Source organism: Pseudomonas sp. BW7P1, assembly GCF_024981055.1.
In the GTDB taxonomy this organism is placed as follows: Bacteria; Pseudomonadota; Gammaproteobacteria; order Pseudomonadales; family Pseudomonadaceae; genus Aquipseudomonas; species Aquipseudomonas bananamidigenes.
The window spans coordinates 5985868-6008127 of sequence record NZ_CP103374.1; the positions used below are offsets into that span (position 1 = coordinate 5985868).

Below are 22260 nucleotides of genomic sequence, written 5' to 3' on the forward strand. Positions count from 1 at the left end.
TCTAGCGATTGCGGCCCTTGATCCGCTTGCTCAAGAACTCGAAATACTCCTCGCGCATCGGTGCCGTTTCATTGGCCAGGTGATGCCGCGCATCGGCCATCAGAAGAATCTGCGGTCGGTCGAACTTCCACTTCATCACTTGCAGATTGTGTTGCCAGTCCACGGTCATATCCGCCTGGCCCTGGACGATCAGGGGCCGACGCGGGCTCTTTTTCGCGTATTCCACTCGTTTGATCCAGCGCGACAACGCCCCGACCCACGCCGTCGGCAAACGCTTGGGCTGTAGCGGGTCGGCTTGCAGGAACGGCAGGAAATCCGGGTCGTTGGAGTTTTCGCTGAAACGCCGGGCGATGCCCCGCACGAAAGGTCGCAGCAGGTAGTAACTGAACTGCGACCAGCCCCAGGCCCGTGGCCGCACCAGCGGCGCCAGCAAAATCAACTGGCCCTGGGCCGGGCTGTTCTCACCGTGATTGAGCACATGGTCGACAATGATCGCCCCGCCGGTGCTTTGCCCGCACAGGTGCCACGGCTGTGGCAGGGCAATCGAGCGGGCCTCGGCGAACAGGCCTTGCAGCACATCCTGATACTCGGAGAAATCGCGGATGCTCGCCCGCGGCCCGCTCGACAGACCATGCCCGGGCAAGTCACAGGCAATCACCGCAAACCCCAGATCCAGCGCCCACTCGATCACATGCCGATAGAGACCGGTGTGATCATAAAAACCGTGCACCAGAAACAGCGTGGCCCTGGCCGTTTCCGCCGGCCACCAGCAATGGCTGACGAGTTCATAACCATCGACGTCGAAGCGGCCCATGCCGCGCCAGACATCGCGCTCCGGGAAGTCGGTCTTGTAGAACCGCTGATACGCTTTCGCCTCCTCGGACAACGGCTGCCACTCGGCCAACGGCTTGAGGCTCGCACGCAGATGATCGGGATCGAAAGCAACAGACATGGGCAATTCCAGAACGGTAAACAGACTTTATCGGCCTGCGATATTCATCTGTAGAAGCAAGCATGGCAAGCTAGCGCGCTCCCGAGGATCGAAAACCATGCGCCCGCCCTACCGCACCGCACTGTTTGCCAGCCTGCTCGCCATCGTGTGTGCCGGCGTGCTGTGGGTGGCGTACGACTGGTTTCAGGGCCGTTATCTGCGGGCGTTCAGCGAACATACCGCGGTGTTTTCCGGCGACCCGCTGCGCCTGCCCGACGACCTCGCCGGCCCCGGCAATATCCGCCTGGTGCATTTCTGGGACCCGGCCTGCCCGTGCAATGTCGGCAATCAGCAGCACCTGACCGAGATGGTTGAACAGTTCGGCCCCAAGGGTGTGGAGTTCTTCGCCGTGCAGAAGGCCGGCAGCCACGGCCAGTTACCCGCCACTCTCAGCAACCTCAAGACCATCGCAGTGCTGCCCGGCTCCGAACAGATCCCCGCCAGCCCCGCCGTGGCGATCTGGGACCGCAGCGGCAAACTGGCATACTTCGGCCCCTACAGCGAAGGCCTGACCTGTAATTCCAGCAACAGTTTTATCGAACCGATCCTGCAGGCGTTGAGTGATGATCGTCCGGTGAATGCGACTCATACGTTGGCGGTCGGTTGCTACTGCCCATGGTTGAGTGGGGAGTGAGAGTTTCGCCACACTCCACAACTAAACCACTTTAAACCCAGGTTTGCCGTTGGCGGCCCGCCATGCCTTCACCTCTTCAACCACTTCTGTTGGCCCACTTTTTCCTGGCTCCGGATAAAAGATCAGGTCTGAACCGGAGGGGTGCTCGCTCAAAGCCTTGAACTCTAAAACAGCATCAATATGCTGTTCCTCAGTATCGTAATCATTATTATAAACCCTTGTAACAAAGCTCAAAAATTCAGACTCCAACAGATCGCTTATACGCTTACTAGTTACTGACATGGCAATCACCAACCTAATTAATGTCTCACAACAAAAAAAGTGCCCTTACCGCTACTCAGACAACAAGGGCACTGCCAAGGATCTATTCCGATTTAAATCCAGGCTTTCCTTTCGAAGCCCGCCACTCTTTAACTTCCTGCACAACTCCTTCCGGACTATCTTCCCTACCTTCCCGCGGGTAATAGATCAAATCTGAACCACTCGGATGCTCTGTCAAACGCCTAAACTCCGAAACCAGTGCAACACCTTCCTCCTCCGTGCGTGAGCTTGGATCGAATATTGCGGAAACAAACTCCAAAAACTCTCTCTCCGTAAAGTCTGAAATCGTCTTGTTAATCATTTGGCCGCTGTCCTCTGTGGATTTCTTTATGTCGGCTAGGCGTGACCACAGTAATATTTTCCAAACCATAGACACTGCCATTATTCGAAATATAAATTTTATGATGTAGCTCGAATTTCCCGGCTCCTCCTGCCCGTTCTATTTCTGGAGCAAAAGGAGCATTTCCATTTGCCATTTCAAGGATGTTTACTGTTTTAAATTGACGAGACAACTCCGGATCCCCGGCCACCGCCTTCCAGAACGCCTCCCGAAACGCCCGAAAATTCCTGAACTCCCGCCCTCGCAACTGATCGGCAATCTGCGCTGGCACCGGCGCGCCTTCGCCTTGCGATGCGCTGGCAAGCCAGTTCCCCGACACCACCTGACCCACCCCTGTCGCGACGCCCGGATCCTCCCGCCGGTCCCGAAACATGATGTAGTTCGGCGGCAGCCCGGAGTCCAGCGGGAACACCAGGACATAGTCATCGAATCCGGCTTCGGATACCGCCGGGAACGAATCGAGGCGTCCCTCGACCGGGATCACCGTCGCTCCGGTGTAGACAGGTGGATCCGTCGGTTCGGCCGGTAAGATTGTCGAGTTGTTGCCCGGGTTTACGATCGGCGTCCAGGTCAGGGTGCGTGGCGGAACATCGGCGGTGGTTGCGGTGTAGACGTTGCGTTCGGCGTCATAGAAAGCCGCCAGCACCCTGACAGTCGACGGAACGTTCAGGCCATCGGTCCTGACGACAAAAACCTCTGACTGCCCGTTCGCATCGGTCTTCGAACTGAATCGGTAAGGCAGATCGACCACGCCCCCGGCAGCCGCAATGGCGTGCAGGTCTGGCGCCGGATCAGGCGCGATGTCCGACAGCGGCGTACTGAATGCATAACGGTCCGGCAGTTCGCCGTTACCCAGTTTCGAGGAGTAGACCAATGCGCTGACACCGACCACCGCGCCTGCCCCGACGCTGGCCGCCAGACTGCCCAAAGCCGTAATGGCACTGCGAACGGCCGCTTGCAGGCTGACCGAAGCGGCCTCGGCAACCGCCAGGACTCCGGCCGACGTCATGAACAGTGGCCCGGCGGCAGAAGTGGCACCCGGTGCGCGGAAGGTATGGGCGGAACGAAGAGCCTCTGCCGCTGCCCGCGCTTGCTCATTGGCTATGCGTCTTGCTTCTGCCTCGGCGGCAATTCGCGCCTCTTCCCGCAGGCGTGCCTGCTCCTGCAAATGCCAGGCTTCCTGCTCCCGGGCAAGGCGTATCTCCTGCTGCAACCGCTCCGCCTCCTGAGCCCGGGTGATCAGACCGGCAAATGCGTCCGCCGCCGCGACCATATGCCGGGCGTTTTCCGAATGCAGAAGCGAAGCGTGATAGTCCTGCCAGCGCCTGCCCAGATCCGTAGTGGCCTGCAGGTCCACCAGGTTTTTCAACGCCTCGAGCTCGGGCTTGCTCAACGGGGCGTTGATCGCCGGGTTGGCGATCGCATAGGGCCGGACGGCGGCTTGCTCGGCGGCGCGAATGTTGTCCGCTGCGATTTTATAATTCGTGAGTGTTTGAGAAAGACTGCCTCCGGTTGACCCCGCCGCCGCAGCGATTCTTTCAACGAGAAATCCCGGCAGAAACTGGAAGCGGATATTCGTTTCCAGATTGACCACGGACAGCCTTTCGGCAGCAAGAATCTCCCGAGCGTCCCTGGTCAGTTGCGCTGCCCCCTCCACCTGACTTCTTCGTGCAGCCAGGCCCGGTAGTTGATTGCCGATAATGGCCATCACCCATGCAAGGCGCCGCAGTTCCATGGCCGAACGATAGGCCCTGTCGATGGCCGCATAAGCGATGGAAACATCCGGCACCGGCGACGCCAGACTTTCCCGTATTTTCCTGAAGGACAAATCCTTCATCAGGAAAAACGGATTATGACCATACAAGGAATAAGCGCCCTCGGTATGGGCACGATACTCCAGCAACTTCGCGTGAATAACCTGAATGGTTACTTCCTGATCGGCCTTGACTTTCTGAAGCAATGAAAGTCCGATACCGGCCGCCTGCCTGGCCTGCTCTACTTCATTAGTGGCGACAGCTCCGAGATTGCTGAATATTCCAGCGTACTCAAGATCAATATGCGCCTGAGCATTCTGCTGCTCATGCATCAAGTCATCCCAAATAAACGGAGTTAACGGATCCAGTTGACCAGAACCTTGACCGGTGCCTCTATGCGGTCCTTCATTCAATCCCCAACTCCCCGAGAAAAACCCACCCTGCGCCAATCGAACCGGCGCAGTTGTCTGGATGGGTATCGGTGCCAGTTCATATTTCCCCGGCGCAGTCTGCTTGTGTGGTCCAAGATAGTTTTCAATATCACTCATACGACTTCTCCATGTCAGTTATTCCATGTATCGAATTCGCAAACTTCGTTTTAGTCCTCCGCTTTTTTTCTCGAGGTCTTTTATAGGCCTGCCCGGTTAAACGTCGCAATAACAGACCTGTAGTGCACTTCCCGAAAACCTGAAGGAAACTTCCTATTCCAGAAATACTGTGTTATGAAATCCCGGTTGCGCGCTTCAACTGGATCAGCACCATCAATGCCTTCATATAAATAGAACGACAGGGAGCAGATTTTTCATGAAAAAAGGCCTGACCGTACTTGCGCTGCTGATCGTCATTCCTGCCATCGGAGTTGGCGGATACCTCTACAGCAAGCAACCGACGCGTCAGGGCCAGGTGGAGTTGCGTAACCTGCAAGGCTCGGTGACCGTGCGTTACGACGAGCGCGGGGTGCCGCACATCCGTGCCGAAAACGAAACCGACCTTTATCGCGCCCTCGGCTACGTGCACGCCCAGGATCGTCTGTTCCAGATGGAAGCCATGCGCCGTCTGGCCCGGGGCGAACTGGCCGAAGTGCTCGGGCCGAAACTGCTCGACACCGACAAACTGTTTCGCAGCCTGCGCATCCGCGAGCGCGCCGCCAGTTATGTGGCCGGCCTGGACAAGCAGTCACCGGCGTGGAAGGCCCTGCAAGCCTATCTGGACGGCATCAACCAGTATCAGGACTCGCACGCCGCCCCGGTCGAGTTCGACGTGCTGGGCATCCCCAAGCGGCCCTTCACCGCCGAAGACACCATCAGCGTCGCCGGCTACATGGCTTACAGCTTCGCCGCTGCGTTTCGCACCGAACCGTTGCTGACGTATGTGCGCGATCAGCTCGGCCCCGATTATCTCAACGTCTTCGACCTCGACTGGCAGCCCAAGGGCGTGCTCGCCAAGGGCCGCGCCGGCACCGCACCGGCCCTCGCTGCCGATGACTGGAAAGACTTGAACACCCTCGCCCGCCTCAGCGAACAGGCACTGATCGACAACGGTCTGCCACAGTTCGAAGGCAGCAACGCCTGGGTGATTGCCGGCAATCGCAGCAAGAGCGGCAAGGCCTTGCTGGCCGGCGACCCGCACATCCGTTTCTCGGTGCCGTCGGCGTGGTACGAAGCGCAGCTGTCGGCGCCGGGCTTTGAACTCTACGGCCATCATCAGGCGCTGGTGCCGTTTGCGTTTCTGGGACACAACCTGGATTTCGGCTGGAGCCTGACCATGTTCCAGAACGATGACCTCGACCTGATCGCCGAAAAGGTCAACCCGGACAACCCGAACCAGGTCTGGTATCACGGCCAGTGGACGGACATGGTCAGCACCGAACAGCAGATCGCCGTAAAGGGCCAGGCCCCGGTGACCATCACCCTGCGCCAATCGCCCCACGGGCCGATCGTCAACGATGCGCTTGGCACGGCCGCCGGGAAAACCCCGATTGCCATGTGGTGGGCGTTCCTCGAAACGCCGAATCCGATCCTCGATGGTTTCTACCAGCTCAACCGCGCCGACACTCTGGCCAAGGCCCGCGCCGCAGCGGCCAAGGTGCAGGCGCCGGGATTGAACATCGTCTACGCCAACGCCAGGGGCGATATCGCCTGGTGGGCTTCGGCGCTGTTGCCCAAGCGTCCGGCCGGGGTCAAACCCGCGTTCATCCTCGACGGCAGCGGCAATCAGGCCGACAAGGACGGTTACTTCCCGTTCAGCGCCAACCCGCAGGAAGAGAACCCGGCCCGGGGCTATATCGTCTCGGCCAATTTCCAGCCCGTGTCGCCGACCGGCCTGGAGATTCCCGGTTACTACAACCTCGCCGACCGTGGCCAGCAACTCAACCGCCAGCTCGCCGACAAGAACGTGAAGTGGGACAACGAGGCCAATCAGAAGCTGCAACTGGGCACCACCACCGGTTATGGCCCGCGCGTGCTGGCGCCGCTGCTGCCGGTATTGCGCGAAGTGGTGAGCGACCCGGCGCAACTGAAACTGGTCGGGCAACTGGCGCAGTGGCAAGGCGACTACCCGCTGGACTCGGTCAGCGCGACGGTGTTCAACCAGTTCCTCTATGACCTGGCCGACGCGGCAATGCGTGATGAGCTGGGCAACGACATGTTCGAGACCCTTTTGTCGACCCGCGTGATCGATGCGGCGTTACCGCGCCTTGCGGCGAATGCCGATTCACCGTGGTGGGACAACCGCAACACCCCGGGCAAGGAGAGCCGCGCCGACACCGTGCGCACCGCGTGGCAGGCGAGCATGGCGCACCTGAAACAGACCCTCGGCGACGATCCCTCCGGCTGGCAATGGGGCAAGGCCCACACGCTGACCCACGGTCATCCGCTGGGGCAGCAGAAACCGCTGGACCGCATCTTCAACGTCGGCCCGTTCGCCGCACCCGGCTCCCATGAAGTACCGAACAACCTGTCGGCGAAGATCGGCCCGGCGCCGTGGCCGGTGACCTACGGCCCTTCGACCCGGCGGCTGGTGGACTTCGCGGATCCGGCTCACAGCCTGACCATCAACCCGGTCGGCCAGAGCGGCGTGCCGTTCGACAGCCACTATGACGATCAGGCGGAGGCGTATGTGGACGGGCTGTATGTGCAGGCGCATTTCAGTGATGAAGAGGTGACGGCGAATACGCGCAGTACGCTGAAACTGTTGCCGGCGCGGGCAGCGCAGTAAGCGCGGTTCAAACCATCGCCGCAAAATTCGACCGGAATTGCTGCGGCGTCACCCCCAGCCGCCGGTTGAACACGCTGCGCATGTGTTGCGCGTCGCGAAACCCGCACTGATACGCCACCGTCTTCAGCGGCGCCGTGGTGCTTTCGAGCATGACCCGCGCCGCATCCACCCGCGCCCGCTCGACGAACTCCGCCGGGGTCACTTTCGCCTCTCGGGCAAACACCCGGGAGAAATTCCTCGCACTCATGTTCGCGGCATTCGCCAGATCGGCGATGGTCAGGTCACCGGTGAGATTGGCCAGCACGTACAACTGCACCATCGCCACCGCCGACGTCGGTTCGGCATGCGGCGTGAGAAACGGACTGAACTGCGACTGCCCGCCCGAGCGCTGGGTGAACACCACCAGCCGCTTGGCCACGCTCAGCGCTACATCGGCCCCGTAATCACGCGCCAGCAGGTACAGCGACAGATCGATCCCCGCCGTCACCCCCGCCGAGGTGTAGAGCTGACCATCCTCGACGTACAACCGATCGGCCTCGACCCGGCTCGACGGGCACAACTTCGCCAGCGCTCCGGCATCGTTCCAGTGAGTGGTGACCGTGTGTCCCTCCAGCAACCCGGCACGGGCGAGCATGAACGCACCGTTGCAGATCGAGCCGAACCGCCGTGCTCGCCCACAAGCCTCGCGCAACCATGCATCAAACGCCTCGCCGAAATCCAGGAACGGCAGCTGCGGCCCACCGGCCACCAGCAGCAAGTCATAAACTTCCCGCACATCGCTGAAGTGCCGATGGGCACTCAGGGTCAGCCCGTTCGAACACGCCATCGGCCCGCGTTCGACGCCGATCACTTCCAGCCGGTAGTGATCCTCCGGCGCGAGGAAGCGATTGGCCTCGGCGAACACATCCATGGGACCGCTGACGTCCAGCGCCTGCACGCCGGGGAACACCACGATGGCAACGGTTCTGTTCATGGCGATGTCGGCTCCCTGGAATGGCGGATCAGCGCCAACCCTAGCCAATCCTCGTCGCAGAAGCGAGCTGGCACGATTTGCAGGTGGAATGGCAAGGATCGCAGCCATGGATCGATTGTCCGGTTCTGTCCCCGGGAACAGACTTTCTTCACCAGCGCCGCAACGGCGTTTTCGATGAGGAAGTTCAACATGACCACGACCATTGCCGGCATCAAGATCCCTGACAGCGCCCTGGCCCGAGCCACCACCGAATACATCCGCGACATCGAGTCCGACCTGCTTTACCACCACTCGCGGCGGGTTTTTCTGTTCGGCGCCTTGAGCGGTGAACGCAAGCAAATGGCCTACGACCCTGAGCTGCTGTACGTCGGCGCGATGTTCCACGACCTGGGTCTGGTCGAAGGTCACCGCAGTGATGACGAGCGTTTCGAAGTCGATGGCGCCAACGCGGCGGCCGCATTTCTCAAGCCTTACGGTCTGAGCGATGACGACATCGAACAGGTCTGGCTGTCGATCGCCCTGCACACCACGCCAGGCGTGCCGAAGCATTTGCGACCGACCGTGGCGCTGGTGACCGCAGGCGTCGAAATGGACGTGTTGGGCATGGATTACGCCGCTTTCACCACGGTGCAGCGTGAAGCGGTGGTGCATGCGCATCCACGGGGCGAGGGTTTCAAGGAGTGCATCATCTGCGCGTTTGCCGACGGCTTGCGTCATCGCCCGCAGACCACATTCGGCAATGTGAAGACCGATGTGCTGAAAGATCAGATGCCGGGGTTCAAGCCGATGAATTTCGTTGAAGTCATCCGCCGTTCTCCCTGGACTGCGTAAAACCAAATGTGGGAGCAAGCCCGCTCCCACATTTTGAATTGGGTTGGCCTTGAGGAAGGGCCAACCCGGTTTTGCTCAAGCCACTTCCGGCGTCGGCGCCCGGCGCACGTCCGGTTGCTTCCACGAATCGGCGGCACTTTCTTCGATCGCCTGCTGGATCGCCTTGCGGCGCGCCTCTTCGGCACGGCGGCTGAAGAACCAGACCAGGAAGGTCACCAGCGACACTGCCAACAGAATCAGGCTGGCCACAGCGTTGATCTCCGGTTTCACACCCAGACGCACCGCCGAGAACACTTCCATCGGCAGGGTCGTCGAGCCAGGGCCGGAGACGAAGCTCGCCAATACCAGGTCATCCAGTGACAGGGCGAACGACATCATGCCGCCCGCCGCCAGCGACGGCGCGATCATCGGGATGGTGATCAGGATGAACACCTTCCACGGCCGCGCACCCAGATCCATGGCGGCCTCTTCGATCGACAGGTCCAGCTCACGCAGACGCGCCGACACCACCACCGCCACATACGCCGCACAGAACGTGGTGTGAGCGATCCAGATGGTGACGATACCGCGCTCCTGCGGCCAGCCGATCATCTGCGCCATGGCCACGAACAGCAGCAACAGCGACAGACCGGTAATGACCTCGGGCATGACCAGCGGCGCCGTCACCAGGCCACCGAACAGCGTACGGCCCTTGAAGCGGGTGATGCGGGTCAGCACGAACGCCGCCAGCGTACCCAGCGCCACTGCCGCGACGGCGGTGTAGCAGGCGATTTCCAGCGAACGCACCACCGAGCCCATCAGTTGCGTGTTGTCGAGCAGGCCGACATACCACTTCACCGACCAGCCGCCCCACACCGTCACCAGTTTCGAGGCGTTGAACGAGTAGATCACCAGGATCAGCATCGGCAGGTAGATGAACAACAGGCCGAGCACCAGCATCAGGCTGGAGAAACGGAAGCGCTTCATTCTTTACCCTCCATTTCCTTGGCCTGACTGCGGTTGAACAGGATGATCGGCACGATCAGGATCGCCAGCATCACCACCGCCAGAGCGGACGCCACCGGCCAGTCACGGTTGTTGAAGAACTCTTGCCAGAGCACTTTACCGATCATCAGGGTTTCCGGACCGCCCAGCAGTTCCGGGATCACGAACTCGCCCACCACCGGGATGAACACCAGCATGCAGCCGGCGATGATGCCGTTCTTGGACAGCGGCACGGTGATTTTCCAGAAGCTGTTGAAGGTGCTTGAACCCAGGTCGGACGCTGCCTCCAGCAAGCTTGGATCATGCTTCACCAGGTTGGCGTACAGCGGCAGGATCATGAACGGCAGGTACGAATAGACGACACCGATGTACACCGCCAGGTTGGTGTTGAGGATCTGCAGCGGTTCGTCGATCAGGCCCATGCTCATCAGGAAACCGTTGAGCAGACCGTTGTTGCTGAGGATGCCCATCCACGCGTAGACCCGGATCAGGATCGCGGTCCAGGTCGGCATCATGATCAGCAGCACCAGCACGGTCTGCGTTTCCTTGCGGGCCGTGGCGATGCCGTAGGCCATCGGATAGCCGATCAACAGACACAGCAGCGTACTGAAGAACGCCATCTTCAACGAACCCAGGTACGCCGAGAGGTACAACTCGTCGTCGCCGAGCATCGCGTAGTTGCCCAGATTCAGCAGCAACTGCAGTTTCTGCTCGGCGTAGGTGTAGATCTCGGTGTACGGCGGGATGGCCACGTCCGCTTCGGCGAAGCTGATCTTCAGGACGATGAAGAACGGCAGCATGAAGAACAGGAACAGCCAGATGAACGGAACCCCGATGACCAGTTGACGGCCACCGGGAATTATTCGATTGAGCCGGCGTTTGAATTTGCGCATGTTCATGAGCGAAGTACCACGCCGCTGTCATCTTCCCAGTACACGTACACCTGATCGCCCCAGGTCGGACGTGCGCCACGGCGTTCGGCGTTGGCCACGAACGACTGCACCAGCTTGCCGCTCGGCAATTCGACGTAGAACACCGAGTGCCCGCCGAGGTAGGCGATATCGTGCACCTTGCCGCTGGACCAGTTGTATTCACAGGTCGGCATTTCGGCGGTGACCAGCAGTTTCTCCGGACGGATTGCGTAGGTCACGGACTTGTCCTGCACCGAGGTGCTGATGCCGTGGCCGACGTAGATCTGCCGGTCGAGGTCCTTGCAGGTGATGGTCGCGTGGCCTTCGGCGTCGTCGATCACTTCGCCTTCGAAAATGTTCACATTGCCGATGAATTCACAGACCAGACGGCTGGTCGGGGTTTCGTAGATGTCGATAGGACTGCCGATCTGGGCGATCCAGCCCAGATGCATGATCGCGATGCGCTCGGCCATGGTCATGGCCTCTTCCTGATCGTGGGTCACCATCACGCACGTCACGCCGACGCGCTCGATGATTTCCACCAGTTCCAGCTGCATCTGCGAACGCAGTTTCTTGTCCAGCGCGCCCATCGGCTCGTCGAGCAGCAACAGCTTCGGCCGCTTGGCCAGGGAGCGCGCCAGCGCCACACGCTGACGCTGGCCGCCGGACAACTGGTGCGGCTTGCGCTTGGCGTACTGGCTCATCTGCACCAGTTTGAGCATCTCGGCCACGCGGGCATCGATCTCGGGGGCCGGGATCTTGTCCTGCTTGAGACCGAACGCGATGTTCTGCGCCACGGTCATGTGCGGGAACAGCGCGTAGGACTGGAACATCATGTTGATCGGTCGCTCGTACGGCGGCATATCGGTGATGTCGACGCCGTCGAGGAAAATGCGCCCCTCCGTGGGCCGTTCGAACCCTGCCAGCATCCGCAGCAGAGTGGATTTGCCCGATCCCGAACCGCCGAGCAGGGCGAAGATTTCGCCCTTCTTGATTTCCAGGGACACATCGTCCACGGCAACCGTCTCGTCGAACTTCTTCGTGACCCGGTCGATTTTAACCAGCACCTGCTTGGGTGTCTGGTCGCCCTCGAGGGCTTTCTTATAGGCGCCGGAGGCAACTGCCATTTACGAAACTCCCAGAAAAAAAACAGTGCAGTTCGCCCACGCAAGACGAACCCAGGATGGTTTGCGCGTTATTTACCCGACTTGACCTTGGTCCAACTGCGGGTCATCAAACGCTGAATGTTCGGTGGCAACTCGATGGACACATAAGTCTTGTCGAGCACGGCCTGCGGTGGATAAACCGCTTCGTCGGTGCGGATGGACTGTTCCATCAGCTTGTCAGAACCCGGGTTGGGGTTGGCGTAACCGACGTAATCACTGACCTGGGCGATGACCTCAGGTTTCAGCAAATAGTTGATGAAGGCGTGGGCTTCCTTGACGTTCGACGAATCCTTCGGGATCGCCAGCATGTCGAACCAGAGCGCACCACCCTCCTTCGGAATCGAGTAGGCGATGTTTACGCCCTTCTTGGCTTCTTCGGCGCGATGCTTGGCCTGGAAGATGTCGCCGGAGAAACCGATGGCCACGCAGATATCGCCATTGGCCAGGTCGCCGATGTATTTCGAGGAATGGAAGTAGGTGACGTATGGGCGCACCGCCAGCAACTTGGCCGTGGCTTTCTCGTAATCCTTGGGATTGGTGCTGTTGGCATTCAGGCCCATGTAGTTGAGCACGGTCGGCATCATTTCATCGGCCGAATCGAGGAACGCGACGCCACAGCTGTGCAGCTTCTTGATGTTCTCCGGCTCGAACAGCACGCTCCAGGAGTCGATCCTGTCGACGCCGAGCACGGCCTTGACCTTGTCGACGTTGTAACCGATGCCGTTGGTGCCCCACAGGTACGGCACGGCGTACTGGTTGCCCGGGTCGTTCTGTTCCAGGCGTTTGAGCAGCACCGGATCCAGATTGGCGTAGTTCGTCAGTTGCGCCTTGTCGAGCTTCTGGAACGCGCCGGCCTTGATCTGTTTGCCGAGGAAGTGGTTCGACGGCACGACCACGTCGTAACCGGTACGCCCGGCGAGCAGTTTGCCTTCCAGGGTCTCATTGGAATCGAACACGTCGTAGACCGGTTTGATCCCGGTTTCTTTCTGGAAGTCGGTCAGAGTGTTCTCGCCGATGTAATCCGACCAGTTATAAATATGCACAGTACCGGCAGCCTGGGCACCGACAGCGAACGTCAGGCCGGCAGCGGCCAGCAGGGCATTGCGCAAGGAAGAAAAAATAGGCAAGTGGAGGTCCTCTAATTCAGTTGGGCCCAAGTTGCCCCGCACTGCATGACAGTCACGGTTGCCCGGCAACAAAACCGGCGCGCAACTTACCTTCGAAAAACCGTTGCAGCAAAACTTTCTGTCATTTAATTGCACCACTGGCCGCCCGGATGAAGGCGACGGCCAGCGGTGACGGCCTCAAACCGGCTTATTTGCCGGATTTGATCTTGGTCCAGCTGCGAGTCAATTCACGCTGGGTCGCCGCCGGCAGATCGGCGATGGCATACAGCTTGGCCTGCACGTCGGCTGGCGGGTAGATGCCCGGATCGCTGGTGATTTCTTTCTCTACCAGAGGTGTTGCAGCGGCGTTACCGTTCGGGAAACGTACGGCGTTGGTGATGCCGGCCATGACTTCAGGCTTCTGCAGGAAGTTCATGAACTTGTAGGCGCCTTCAACGTTTTCGGCATCCTTCGGAATGGCGACCATGTCGAAGAAGCTGCCGGCGCCTTCCTTCGGAATGGCGTAGCTGACTTTCACCTTGTCACCGGCCTCGGCGGCACGGGATTTGGCCTGCTGCACGTCACCCGAATAGCCGACCGCTACGCAGATGTTGCCGTTGGCCAGGTCCGAGATGTACTTGGAGGAGTGGAAGTAGGTGATCGAAGGACGAATCTTGAGGAACAGGTCCTCGGCTTTCTTGATGTCTTCTTTCTTCTGGGAGTCGGTTGGCAGGCCCAGGTAGTGCAGCGCGACCGGGAGCATTTCGGTCGGTGAATCGAGGAAGCTCACGCCGCAGCCCTTGAGCTTGGCGATGTTTTCCGGCTTCAGCAGCACGTCCCAGGAATCGATCTTGTCGACGCCCAGCGCAGCCTTGACCTTCTCCGGGTTGTAGCCGATGCCGATCGAACCCCACATGTACGGGAAGGCGTGTTTGTTGTCCGGGTCGCTGACCGACACGGCCTTGAGCAGGTCCTGGTTCAGGTTCTTCCAGTTGGGCAGCTTGGAGCGATCCAGTTCCTGGTACACGCCGGCCTTGATCTGCTTGGCCAGGAAGTTGTTCGAAGGCACGACGACGTCGTAGCCGGACTTGCCCGCCAGCAGTTTGGCTTCCAGCGTTTCGTTGGAATCGAATACGTCATAGACCACCTTGATCCCCGTCTCTTTCTCGAAGTTCGCGATGGTGTCCGGAGCGATATAGTCGGACCAGTTGTAGACGTGCAGCACTTTGTCGTCCGCGTGCACCGCGCCCGCCATCATGCCCGCGACGGACAGGGCCAGAAGTGTCTTGCCAGCAAACTTTTTACCTAATGCCTTCATGCGTCATGCTCCAAATTTTTCTTTTTTGAACCACTTTGTTCAGCGGCCGAACCCCGACAACTGGAACCGCGGCTAGTCTGGCAAGATACGAGGCGGTCTTTCAAGAAAAGACCAGCCTTTGCAAAGGCTCCGAGCGACAGCACGACAGTTCCATCGCTCAGAGCCTAGCACTTAGCCCTGCAATGCACTGAGGGTCAGGTCCAGGCACTTGCGGGCCTTGGTCACCAGCTCATCGATCTCCGCCTTGCTGATCACCAGCGGCGGCGCAATGATCATGGTGTCGCCCACGGCGCGCATGATCAGGCCGTTATCGAAACAGAACTGGCGGCAGATCATGCCCACACCCTTGCCTTCATAGCGCTTGCGAGTGGCTTTGTCCTGCACCAGCTCAATGGCCCCCAGCAGACCGACCCCGCGCACTTCCCCCACCAACGGGTGATCGTTCAGTTCGCGCAGACGCTTCTGCAAATACGGTGCCGTTTCTTCATGGGCGCGCTCGATGATTTTTTCTTCGCGCAGAATCCGGATGTTTTCCAGACCCACCGCCGCCGCCACCGGGTGCCCGGAATAGGTGAAGCCGTGGTTGAAATCGCCGCCCTCGTTGAGCACCTTCACCACCTCGTCACGCACGATCAGGCCACCCATCGGGATGTAACCGGACGTCAGGCCTTTGGCGATGGTCATCATGTGCGGCTTGAGGTCGTAGAAATCGCTGCCGAACCATTCGCCGGTACGGCCGAAACCGCAGATCACTTCGTCCGCCACGAACAGGATGTCGTACCTGGCGAGGATTTCCTTGATGCGCGGCCAGTAGGTGTCTGGCGGAATGATCACACCGCCCGCGCCCTGGATCGGCTCGGCAATGAAAGCACCGACGTTGTCGACGCCGACTTCCAGAATCTTCTCTTCCAGCTGATTGGCCGCCCAGATCCCGAACTCTTCCGGGGTCATGTCGCCGCCTTCGGCGAACCAGTACGGCTGGGCAATGTGGACGATACCCGGGATCGGCAAGTCGCCCTGTTCGTGCATATACGTCATGCCGCCCAGGCTGGCGCCGGCCACGGTGGAGCCGTGGTAGCCGTTCTTGCGGCTGATGATGACTTTTTTGTTCGGCTGGCCCTTGATCGCCCAGTAGTGGCGAACCATGCGCAGCATGGTGTCGTTGCCTTCAGAGCCCGAACCGGTGAAGAACACATGGTTCATGCCTTCCGGCGCGACGTCGGCGATCGCCTTGGCCAGTTCCAGCGCCGGTGGGTGCGCGGTCTGGAAGAACAGGTTGTAGTAAGGCAGTTCACGCATCTGTTTCGCGGCGGCATCGGCCAGTTCATCGCGACCGTAGCCGATGGCCACGCACCACAGGCCGGCCATGCCATCGAGGATCTTGTTGCCTTCGCTGTCCCAGAGGTACACGCCCTTGGCATTGGTAATGATCCGTGGGCCCTTCTCTTTCAGCTGTTTGAAGTCGCTGAACGGGGCCAGGTGGTGATCGCTGCTGAGGGTTTGCCACTCACGGGTTTGCGGGTTGTTGCTGGTCATGCCAATTCTCCTTGTTATCGGTGAAGGCGCGGCGTGCGTGCGCCGCGCCGGGCGTATCAGACGGCGAACAGCAGGTATTCGCGCTCCCACGAACTGATGACGCGCTTGAAGTTTTCATGCTCGGCCCGCTTGACCGCGACGTAGCCGGTGATGAAGTTCTTGCCCAGGTATTTCTCGATGGTGGCGCTCTTCTCCATGCGCTCCAGGGCGTCCTCGATGGTCAGCGGCAGGCGCAGGTTGCGGCGCTCGTAACCACGGCCCACCACCGGCGCGCTCGGGTTGATCCCCTCGATCATGCCGATGTAACCGCAGAGCAGACTCGCGGCAATCGCCAGATAGGGGTTGGCATCGGCGCCCGGCAGGCGGTTTTCCACCCGACGGTTCTGCGGGCCGGCATCCGGAACGCGCAGGCCCACGGTGCGGTTTTCCTCGCCCCACTCCACGTTCACCGGTGCCGAGGTATCCGGCAGGAAGCGGCGGAACGAGTTGACGTTCGGGGCGAACAGCGGCAACAGCTCCGGAATCAGTTTCTGCAGGCCACCGATGTGGTGCAGGAACAGCTGGCTCATGGTGCCGTCGTCATTGGAGAAGATGTTTTTGCCGGTCTCGATGTCGATGATGCTCTGATGCAGGTGCATCGCACTGCCCGGCTCGCCGGTCATCGGTTTGGCCATGAAGGTCGCGGCCACATCGTGTTTGAGCGCGGCTTCGCGCATGGTGCGCTTGAACACCAGGATCTGGTCGGCCAGGGACAGGGCATCGCCGTGACGGAAGTTGATTTCCATCTGCGCGGTGCCGTCCTCGTGGATCAGCGTGTCGAGGTCCAGTTCCTGCAGTTCGCACCAGTCGTAGACGTCTTCGAACAGCGGATCGAACTCGTTCGCCGCTTCGATGGAGAACGACTGACGACCGATTTCCGGACGCCCGGAACGGCCGACCGGCGGCTGCAACGGATAGTCGGGGTCGTCGCTGCGCTTGGTCAGGTAGAACTCCATTTCCGGCGCCACGATCGGCTGCCAGCCTTTGTCGGCATAGAGCTTCAGGACTTTCTTGAGCACGTTGCGCGGCGACAGCTCGATCGGGTTGCCTTGCTTGTCGTAAGTGTCGTGGATCACCTGGGCGGTCGGCTCGATGGCCCATGGCACCAGATACACGGCGCTTTGATCGGGACGGCAGACCATGTCGATATCGGCCGGGTCGAGCAGTTCGTAATAGATGTCGTCTTCGACGTAGTCGCCGGTCACCGTCTGCAGCAGAACGCTCTCTGGCAGGCGCATGCCCTTTTCGGCGATGAACTTGTTGGTCGGCGAGATCTTGCCCCGGGTGATGCCGGTCAAGTCGCTGATCATGCATTCGACTTCTGTGATCTTGTGGTCTTTCAACCAATCGGTGAGCTGGTCGAGGTTGTTGCTCATAAATGCCTCTGGGCTGTGTCTCCTGACAGGTGTCAGGCAGGTTTGACGCACGGGGCGTCGCGTTAAAGGGGGCTTGTTTGCGCGCAGTGCCGGCTTACGCCCGGCACCGCGCATGGACAATGAAGGAGGAGCTTACCTGCCCTTTACGCTGGCGTTGCATTTCCTGTGCACATCCAGAGTGTGCAGAATCACGGGCACGGCGAAGGACTCGGTACCGGCCGGGAGCAGGAAAGGGATCTATATTGAAAGGAGAAACACTGAAAGGGATGCCCATCCCCGCGTCCAGAATATCGGACGCCGGCGCCTGATCCGCCACGGACAAAGAGATCACCGGCAGAATGCGAGCCTGGTTGTCGGCTGCGCTGCGGACGGACGTGTCGCCACTGATGTGGTAAGCATGCAGACCGTACCGCACGGAGCAGTCGGTGACGCCGATTAACGGCAGGCGATACATGAAGCACCCCGGTATTATTGCTGTTATGGGTTTGACCCGAGCTTAGCCTTGTTCATTTTTTTACACAACACCCCCGTAAAAAATACAACACGGCCTGCTCAAGCCTGCGGGTGGCACGTCTTTCGCGGATAAAAAAATGCCCCAAAGTGCCCCATAAATGCCCTTGCCGCGCTTTTTCAGGGCAGAAAAGGCCTCGCTTGACTTCGGCATGCCGTTCGGGTTGACTGAAACCAGAAAAGATCAATGATTGATATTTTTAACAACAAAGGTGTTGCATCATGTCGGTACCCCCGCGTGCCGTTCAGCTTAACGAAGCGAACGCGTTCCTTAAGGAACATCCTGAGGTTCTGTACGTTGACCTTCTGATTGCGGATATGAATGGTGTGGTGCGCGGCAAGCGCATCGAACGCACCAGCCTCCACAAGGTTTACGAGAAAGGCATCAACCTGCCGGCCTCCCTGTTTGCCCTGGATATCAACGGTTCGACGGTGGAAAGCACCGGCCTGGGCCTGGACATCGGCGACGCCGACCGTATCTGCTATCCAATCCCCGGCACCCTGAGCAACGAACCCTGGCAGAAGCGTCCGACCGCGCAGCTGCTGATGACCATGCACGAACTCGAAGGCGACCCTTTCTTCGCCGACCCGCGTGAAGTGCTCCGTCAAGTTGTTGCAAAGTTTGACGAGCTTGGCTTGACCATCTGCGCAGCCTTCGAACTCGAGTTCTATCTGATCGATCAGGAAAACGTGAACGGCCGCCCTCAGCCGCCACGCTCGCCGATCTCCGGCAAACGCCCGCATTCGACCCAGGTCTACCTGATCGACGACCTCGACGAATACGTCGACTGCCTCCAGGACATTCTGGAAGGCGCGAAAGAGCAAGGCATCCCCGCCGACGCCATCGTCAAGGAAAGCGCCCCGGCGCAGTTCGAAGTGAACCTGCACCACGTCGCCGACCCGATCAAGGCCTGCGACTACGCGGTATTGCTCAAGCGTCTGATCAAGAACATCGCCTATGACCATGAAATGGACACCACTTTCATGGCCAAGCCGTACCCCGGCCAGGCAGGCAATGGTCTGCATGTGCATATTTCGGTTCTCGACAAAGCCGGCAAAAACATTTTTGCCAGTGAGGATCCCGAGCAGAACGCCGCACTGCGTCACGCGATCGGCGGTGTGCTCGAGACCCTGCCCGCGCAGATGGCTTTCCTCTGCCCGAACGTCAACTCCTACCGTCGTTTCGGCGCGCAGTTCTACGTGCCGAATTCGCCGAGCTGGGGTCTGGACAACCGCACCGTGGCCCTGCGCGTACCGACCGGCTCCGCCGACGCGGTCCGCCTGGAACACCGCGTTGCCGGCGCCGACGCCAACCCGTACCTGCTGATGGCTTCGGTGCTGGCGGGCGTGCATCACGGCCTGACCAACAAGATCGAGCCACCGGCCCCGACCGAAGGCAACAGCTACGAGCAAAACGAGCAGAGCCTGCCGAACAACCTGCGCGATGCCCTGCGCGAGCTGGACGACAGCGAAGTCATGGCGAAGTACATTGATCCGAAATACATCGACATCTTCGTCGCCTGCAAGGAAAGCGAGCTGGAGGAGTTCGAACACTCCATCTCCGACCTTGAGTACAACTGGTACCTGCACACCGTTTAAGCGGATTGCAGCAAATGAAAACGCCGTTGGCTGCTCAGCCCGCGGCGTTTTTTTATTGGCCTCTGTGGCAGAGATTCAAGCTCTGCGTACAATGCCCGCTGCCCCGCAGGAGACATTCATGACGCGTCCCGCCCCCGTCCGTAAACCCCGTGCCCGCAGTCAGGCGCGGATCGACTCGATACTCGACGCCGCGCGTACGCTGCTGGCCGCCGAGGGCGTGGCGAGCCTGTCGATCTACAGCGTTGCCGAGCGCGCGCAGATCCCGCCCTCCTCGGTCTACCATTTCTTCGCCAGCGTCCCGGCGTTGCTTGAAGGTCTGACGGCGGATGTACACGCGGCTTTTCGCGCTTGCCTGCAGGCACCGATCGATCACGACGCCCTGCGCGACTGGCGCGACCTGTCACGGCTGGTCGAACAACGGATGCTGGAGATCTACGACGAAGACGCCGCCGCCCGCCAACTCATCCTCGCGCAGCACGGCCTGACCGAAGTCACCCAGGCCGACCGCCAGCATGACCTCGAACTCGGCGACTTGATGCACAAACTGTTCGATCATCACTTCGAATTGCCGAAGCTGCCGGATGACGTCGATGTGTTCGCCCTGGCGATGGAGTTGGGCGACCGCGTCTACGCCCGCTCGGTGCAGCAGCATGGACAGATCACCCCGCGCATGGCCGAGGAAGGAATGCGCGTGTTCGATGCCTACATCGGGCTGTATCTGCCGCCCTATCTGCCCAAGCGAATACTCTAGCGCCGCACGCGACAGACACAAAAACCCCGAAGGGCTCACACCCTCCGGGGTTGTTTTTTACTCACAGGCTTACAACTTGGCGATGGACACCTCGGTGGATTTCACGAAGGCGATCACTTCGCTGCCGACCTCCAGTTCCAGCTCCTTGACCGAACGGGTGGTGATGACCGACGTGACGATGCCGGAGGCGGTCTGCACGTCGATTTCCGACAGCACGTCGCCGAGAACGATCTCCTTGATCGAGCCCTTGAACTGGTTGCGTACGTTGATGGCTTTGATAGTCATGGCATTGATTCCTGTCGTTTGCTTGAGTTATTGAGCCCAGCGCAGTTGCGCAGGCAAGGGTGAAACAGGTTCCGGCGCCGGCGGCTCGCCGGGCAGGGACAACACACGGTTGAGCACTTCGGTTTCCAGCGCGGCCAGCCGATGGGAGCCACGCACCCGAGGGCGCGGCAGTTCGACCTGCAGATCGAGACCGACTTCACCGTCCTCGATCAGAATCACCCGGTCGGCAATCGCCACCGCCTCGCTGACGTCGTGGGTCACCAGCAATACGGTGAAACCGTGCTGCTGCCAGAGACGCTCGATCAGTTGCTGCATCTCGATGCGGGTCAGGGCGTCCAGCGCACCCAGCGGCTCGTCGAGCAACAGCAGGCGCGGCTGATGAATCAGGGCCCGGGCCAGCGCCACACGCTGCTTCTGCCCGCCGGACAACGCCGCCGGCCACTCATTGGCACGATCGGCCAGGCCCACCGCCTCCAGCGCTTCCAATGCCTGCGGGCGCCAATTGCCTTTCAGGCCGAGCCCGACGTTATCGATGATCTTTTTCCACGGCAGCAGCCGCGCCTCCTGGAACATCAGCCGGGTATCTTCCCGGGCATCGCCGAGCGGCGCGGCACCTGCCAGCAGATCGCCGCCGGTGGGCTGGTCGAGGCCGGCGAGCAAACGCAGCAAGGTGCTCTTGCCGCATCCGCTGCGCCCGACCACAGCAACGAACTGCCCCGCCGGAATGTGCAGGTCGATAGCGCGCAGCACCTGCCGCGCGCCGAAGGTCTTTTGCAGGTTGCGCACCGCCAGCGGAATTCCGCGCAGCAAGCGTGGAGGTTGTTGAGCGGTCATGCCGCACCTCCTTTCGCCGCTTGATAGGCCGGATGCCAGCGCAACCACACGCGTTCAAGTCCACGGGCCGCAAGATCGGCCAGTTTGCCGAGCACCGCGTAGAGCAGAATCGCCAGCACCACCACATCGGTCTGCAAAAACTCCCGGGCGTTCATCGCCAGGTAACCGATGCCGGAACTGGCAGAGATGGTTTCCGCCACGATCAGCGTCAGCCACATGAAGCCCAGCGCAAAGCGCACGCCGACCAGAATCGAAGGCAATGCCCCCGGCAGAATCACCTGCCAGAACAGGCTGAAACCGGACAGGCCATAACTGCGCGCCATCTCCACCAGCGCCGGATCGACGTTGCGGATGCCGTGATAAGTGTTGAGGTAGATCGGGAACAACGTGCCCAGCGCCACGAGGAAAATCTTCGCCGACTCATCAATGCCGAACCACAGAATCACCAGCGGAATCAGCGCCAGGTGCGGCACGTTACGGATCATCTGCACCGAGCTGTCGAGCAGGCGCTCGCCCCACTTCGACAGACCGGTGATGAATCCCAGCACCAGGCCGATGCTGCCACCGATGGTGAAGCCCAACGCTGCGCGCCAGCCGCTGATCGCCAGGTGCGTCCAGATTTCGCCGCTGCGCACCAGGCTCACGCCGGCTTCGATCACGGCCACCGGTGCGGGCAGAATCCGCGTCGACAGCCAGCCCGCCGACACCGACAACTGCCACACCGCCAGCAGCAACACCGGCAACACCCAGGGCGCGAGGCTGTGGATAAATTTCTTCATGGCGGC

Annotated in this window: 21 protein-coding genes; 5 read left to right on the top strand and 16 right to left on the bottom strand. The window is 60.3% G+C overall.

Annotation, left to right across the window (positions count from 1 at the left end; translation table 11 throughout):
• Window position 1: 1 nt before the first annotated feature.
• Window positions 2–952, bottom strand: a complete 951-nt coding sequence (locus tag NWV16_RS27105; protein ID WP_260521417.1) for an alpha/beta hydrolase — start codon at window positions 950–952, stop codon at window positions 2–4.
• A gap of 97 nt (window positions 953–1049) precedes the next feature.
• On the opposite strand from NWV16_RS27105, the gene NWV16_RS27110 reads away from it, so the two are divergent.
• Window positions 1050–1625 carry a DUF6436 domain-containing protein gene (locus NWV16_RS27110; protein WP_260521418.1) on the top strand — a complete coding sequence of 192 codons (576 nt, stop codon included), beginning with the start codon at window positions 1050–1052 and terminating at the stop codon, window positions 1623–1625.
• A 21-nt stretch (window positions 1626–1646) separates the two neighbouring features.
• Here NWV16_RS27110 and NWV16_RS27115 read toward each other — a convergent pair whose 3' ends face one another.
• From NWV16_RS27115 to NWV16_RS27125, 3 genes are all read right to left on the bottom strand, one after another.
• Window positions 1647–1907, bottom strand: coding sequence for a bacteriocin immunity protein (locus NWV16_RS27115; protein ID WP_260521419.1), 261 nt, complete (start codon window positions 1905–1907; stop codon window positions 1647–1649).
• An 82-nt stretch (window positions 1908–1989) separates the two neighbouring features.
• Window positions 1990–2247 carry a bacteriocin immunity protein gene (locus NWV16_RS27120; protein WP_260521420.1) on the bottom strand — a complete coding sequence of 86 codons (258 nt, stop codon included), beginning with the start codon at window positions 2245–2247 and terminating at the stop codon, window positions 1990–1992.
• A complete protein-coding gene (locus tag NWV16_RS27125) occupies window positions 2240–4588 on the bottom strand; it encodes an S-type pyocin domain-containing protein (RefSeq protein ID WP_260521421.1) in 2349 nt (782 codons plus the stop codon). Before NWV16_RS27125 ends, NWV16_RS27120 begins: the two co-directional genes overlap by 8 nt.
• A gap of 256 nt (window positions 4589–4844) precedes the next feature.
• On the opposite strand from NWV16_RS27125, the gene NWV16_RS27130 reads away from it, so the two are divergent.
• Window positions 4845–7256, top strand: coding sequence for a penicillin acylase family protein (locus tag NWV16_RS27130; RefSeq protein WP_260521422.1), 2412 nt, complete (start codon window positions 4845–4847; stop codon window positions 7254–7256).
• 7 nt (window positions 7257–7263) lie between these two features.
• On the opposite strand, the gene NWV16_RS27135 is transcribed toward NWV16_RS27130, so the two are convergent.
• Both NWV16_RS27135 and NWV16_RS27140 read right to left on the bottom strand, forming a co-directional pair.
• Window positions 7264–8229 carry a GlxA family transcriptional regulator gene (locus NWV16_RS27135; RefSeq protein WP_260521423.1) on the bottom strand — a complete coding sequence of 322 codons (966 nt, stop codon included), beginning with the start codon at window positions 8227–8229 and terminating at the stop codon, window positions 7264–7266.
• Complete coding sequence (locus NWV16_RS27140; protein ID WP_260521424.1) at window positions 8226–8420, bottom strand: hypothetical protein; 195 nt, start codon at window positions 8418–8420, stop codon at window positions 8226–8228. The genes NWV16_RS27135 and NWV16_RS27140 overlap by 4 nt, the downstream gene beginning before the upstream one ends.
• On the opposite strand from NWV16_RS27140, the gene NWV16_RS27145 reads away from it, so the two are divergent.
• The gene (locus NWV16_RS27145) at window positions 8419–9060 is read left to right on the top strand and encodes an HD domain-containing protein (protein ID WP_260521425.1); all 642 of its coding nucleotides are present in this window, start codon (window positions 8419–8421) and stop codon (window positions 9058–9060) included. The two genes, NWV16_RS27140 and NWV16_RS27145, sit on opposite strands and share 2 nt — an antisense overlap.
• A gap of 75 nt (window positions 9061–9135) precedes the next feature.
• On the opposite strand, the gene NWV16_RS27150 is transcribed toward NWV16_RS27145, so the two are convergent.
• The 7 genes from NWV16_RS27150 to NWV16_RS27180 all read right to left on the bottom strand — a co-directional run bounded on the left by NWV16_RS27150 (window position 9136) and on the right by NWV16_RS27180 (window position 17496).
• Window positions 9136–10026 (bottom strand): ABC transporter permease subunit, encoded by an 891-nt coding sequence (locus NWV16_RS27150; protein ID WP_260521426.1) that lies wholly within the window; start codon window positions 10024–10026, stop codon window positions 9136–9138.
• Window positions 10023–10904: an ABC transporter permease subunit gene (locus tag NWV16_RS27155; protein ID WP_260523589.1), complete on the bottom strand. Its 882-nt coding sequence runs from the start codon at window positions 10902–10904 to the stop codon at window positions 10023–10025. Before NWV16_RS27155 ends, NWV16_RS27150 begins: the two co-directional genes overlap by 4 nt.
• Window positions 10905–10939: 35 nt before the next feature.
• Window positions 10940–12082: an ABC transporter ATP-binding protein gene (locus tag NWV16_RS27160; RefSeq protein WP_260521427.1), complete on the bottom strand. Its 1143-nt coding sequence runs from the start codon at window positions 12080–12082 to the stop codon at window positions 10940–10942.
• Window positions 12083–12150: 68 nt separating this feature from the next.
• Complete coding sequence (locus NWV16_RS27165; RefSeq protein WP_312846916.1) at window positions 12151–13248, bottom strand: polyamine ABC transporter substrate-binding protein; 1098 nt, start codon at window positions 13246–13248, stop codon at window positions 12151–12153.
• 187 nt (window positions 13249–13435) lie between these two features.
• On the bottom strand, window positions 13436–14545 hold the full coding sequence (locus NWV16_RS27170; protein ID WP_260521428.1) for a polyamine ABC transporter substrate-binding protein: 1110 nt from the start codon (window positions 14543–14545) through the stop codon (window positions 13436–13438).
• A gap of 171 nt (window positions 14546–14716) precedes the next feature.
• Complete coding sequence (locus tag NWV16_RS27175) at window positions 14717–16081, bottom strand: aspartate aminotransferase family protein (protein WP_260521429.1); 1365 nt, start codon at window positions 16079–16081, stop codon at window positions 14717–14719.
• A gap of 56 nt (window positions 16082–16137) precedes the next feature.
• Window positions 16138–17496, bottom strand: coding sequence for a glutamine synthetase family protein (locus NWV16_RS27180; protein ID WP_065259893.1), 1359 nt, complete (start codon window positions 17494–17496; stop codon window positions 16138–16140).
• 732 nt (window positions 17497–18228) lie between these two features.
• Between NWV16_RS27180 and NWV16_RS27185 the strand changes: the two genes are divergently transcribed.
• Together NWV16_RS27185 and NWV16_RS27190 are read left to right on the top strand one after the other, a co-directional pair.
• A complete protein-coding gene (locus NWV16_RS27185) occupies window positions 18229–19605 on the top strand; it encodes a glutamine synthetase family protein (RefSeq protein WP_065259894.1) in 1377 nt (458 codons plus the stop codon).
• Window positions 19606–19723: 118 nt separating this feature from the next.
• Window positions 19724–20356 (top strand): TetR/AcrR family transcriptional regulator, encoded by a 633-nt coding sequence (locus NWV16_RS27190; protein WP_260521430.1) that lies wholly within the window; start codon window positions 19724–19726, stop codon window positions 20354–20356.
• Between the two features lie 69 nt (window positions 20357–20425).
• Here NWV16_RS27190 and NWV16_RS27195 read toward each other — a convergent pair whose 3' ends face one another.
• Genes NWV16_RS27195 through ssuC form a run of 3 tightly spaced genes read right to left on the bottom strand, consistent with a single transcriptional unit; the run spans window position 20426 to window position 22254 of the window.
• The gene (locus NWV16_RS27195; RefSeq protein ID WP_065259896.1) at window positions 20426–20641 is read right to left on the bottom strand and encodes a molybdopterin-binding protein; all 216 of its coding nucleotides are present in this window, start codon (window positions 20639–20641) and stop codon (window positions 20426–20428) included.
• 27 nt (window positions 20642–20668) lie between these two features.
• Window positions 20669–21475, bottom strand: coding sequence for an aliphatic sulfonates ABC transporter ATP-binding protein (ssuB, locus tag NWV16_RS27200; RefSeq protein WP_260521431.1), 807 nt, complete (start codon window positions 21473–21475; stop codon window positions 20669–20671).
• Window positions 21472–22254: an aliphatic sulfonate ABC transporter permease SsuC gene (gene ssuC, locus NWV16_RS27205; RefSeq protein WP_260521432.1), complete on the bottom strand. Its 783-nt coding sequence runs from the start codon at window positions 22252–22254 to the stop codon at window positions 21472–21474. The genes ssuB and ssuC overlap by 4 nt, the downstream gene beginning before the upstream one ends.
• Between the last annotated feature and the right edge of the window lie 6 nt (window positions 22255–22260).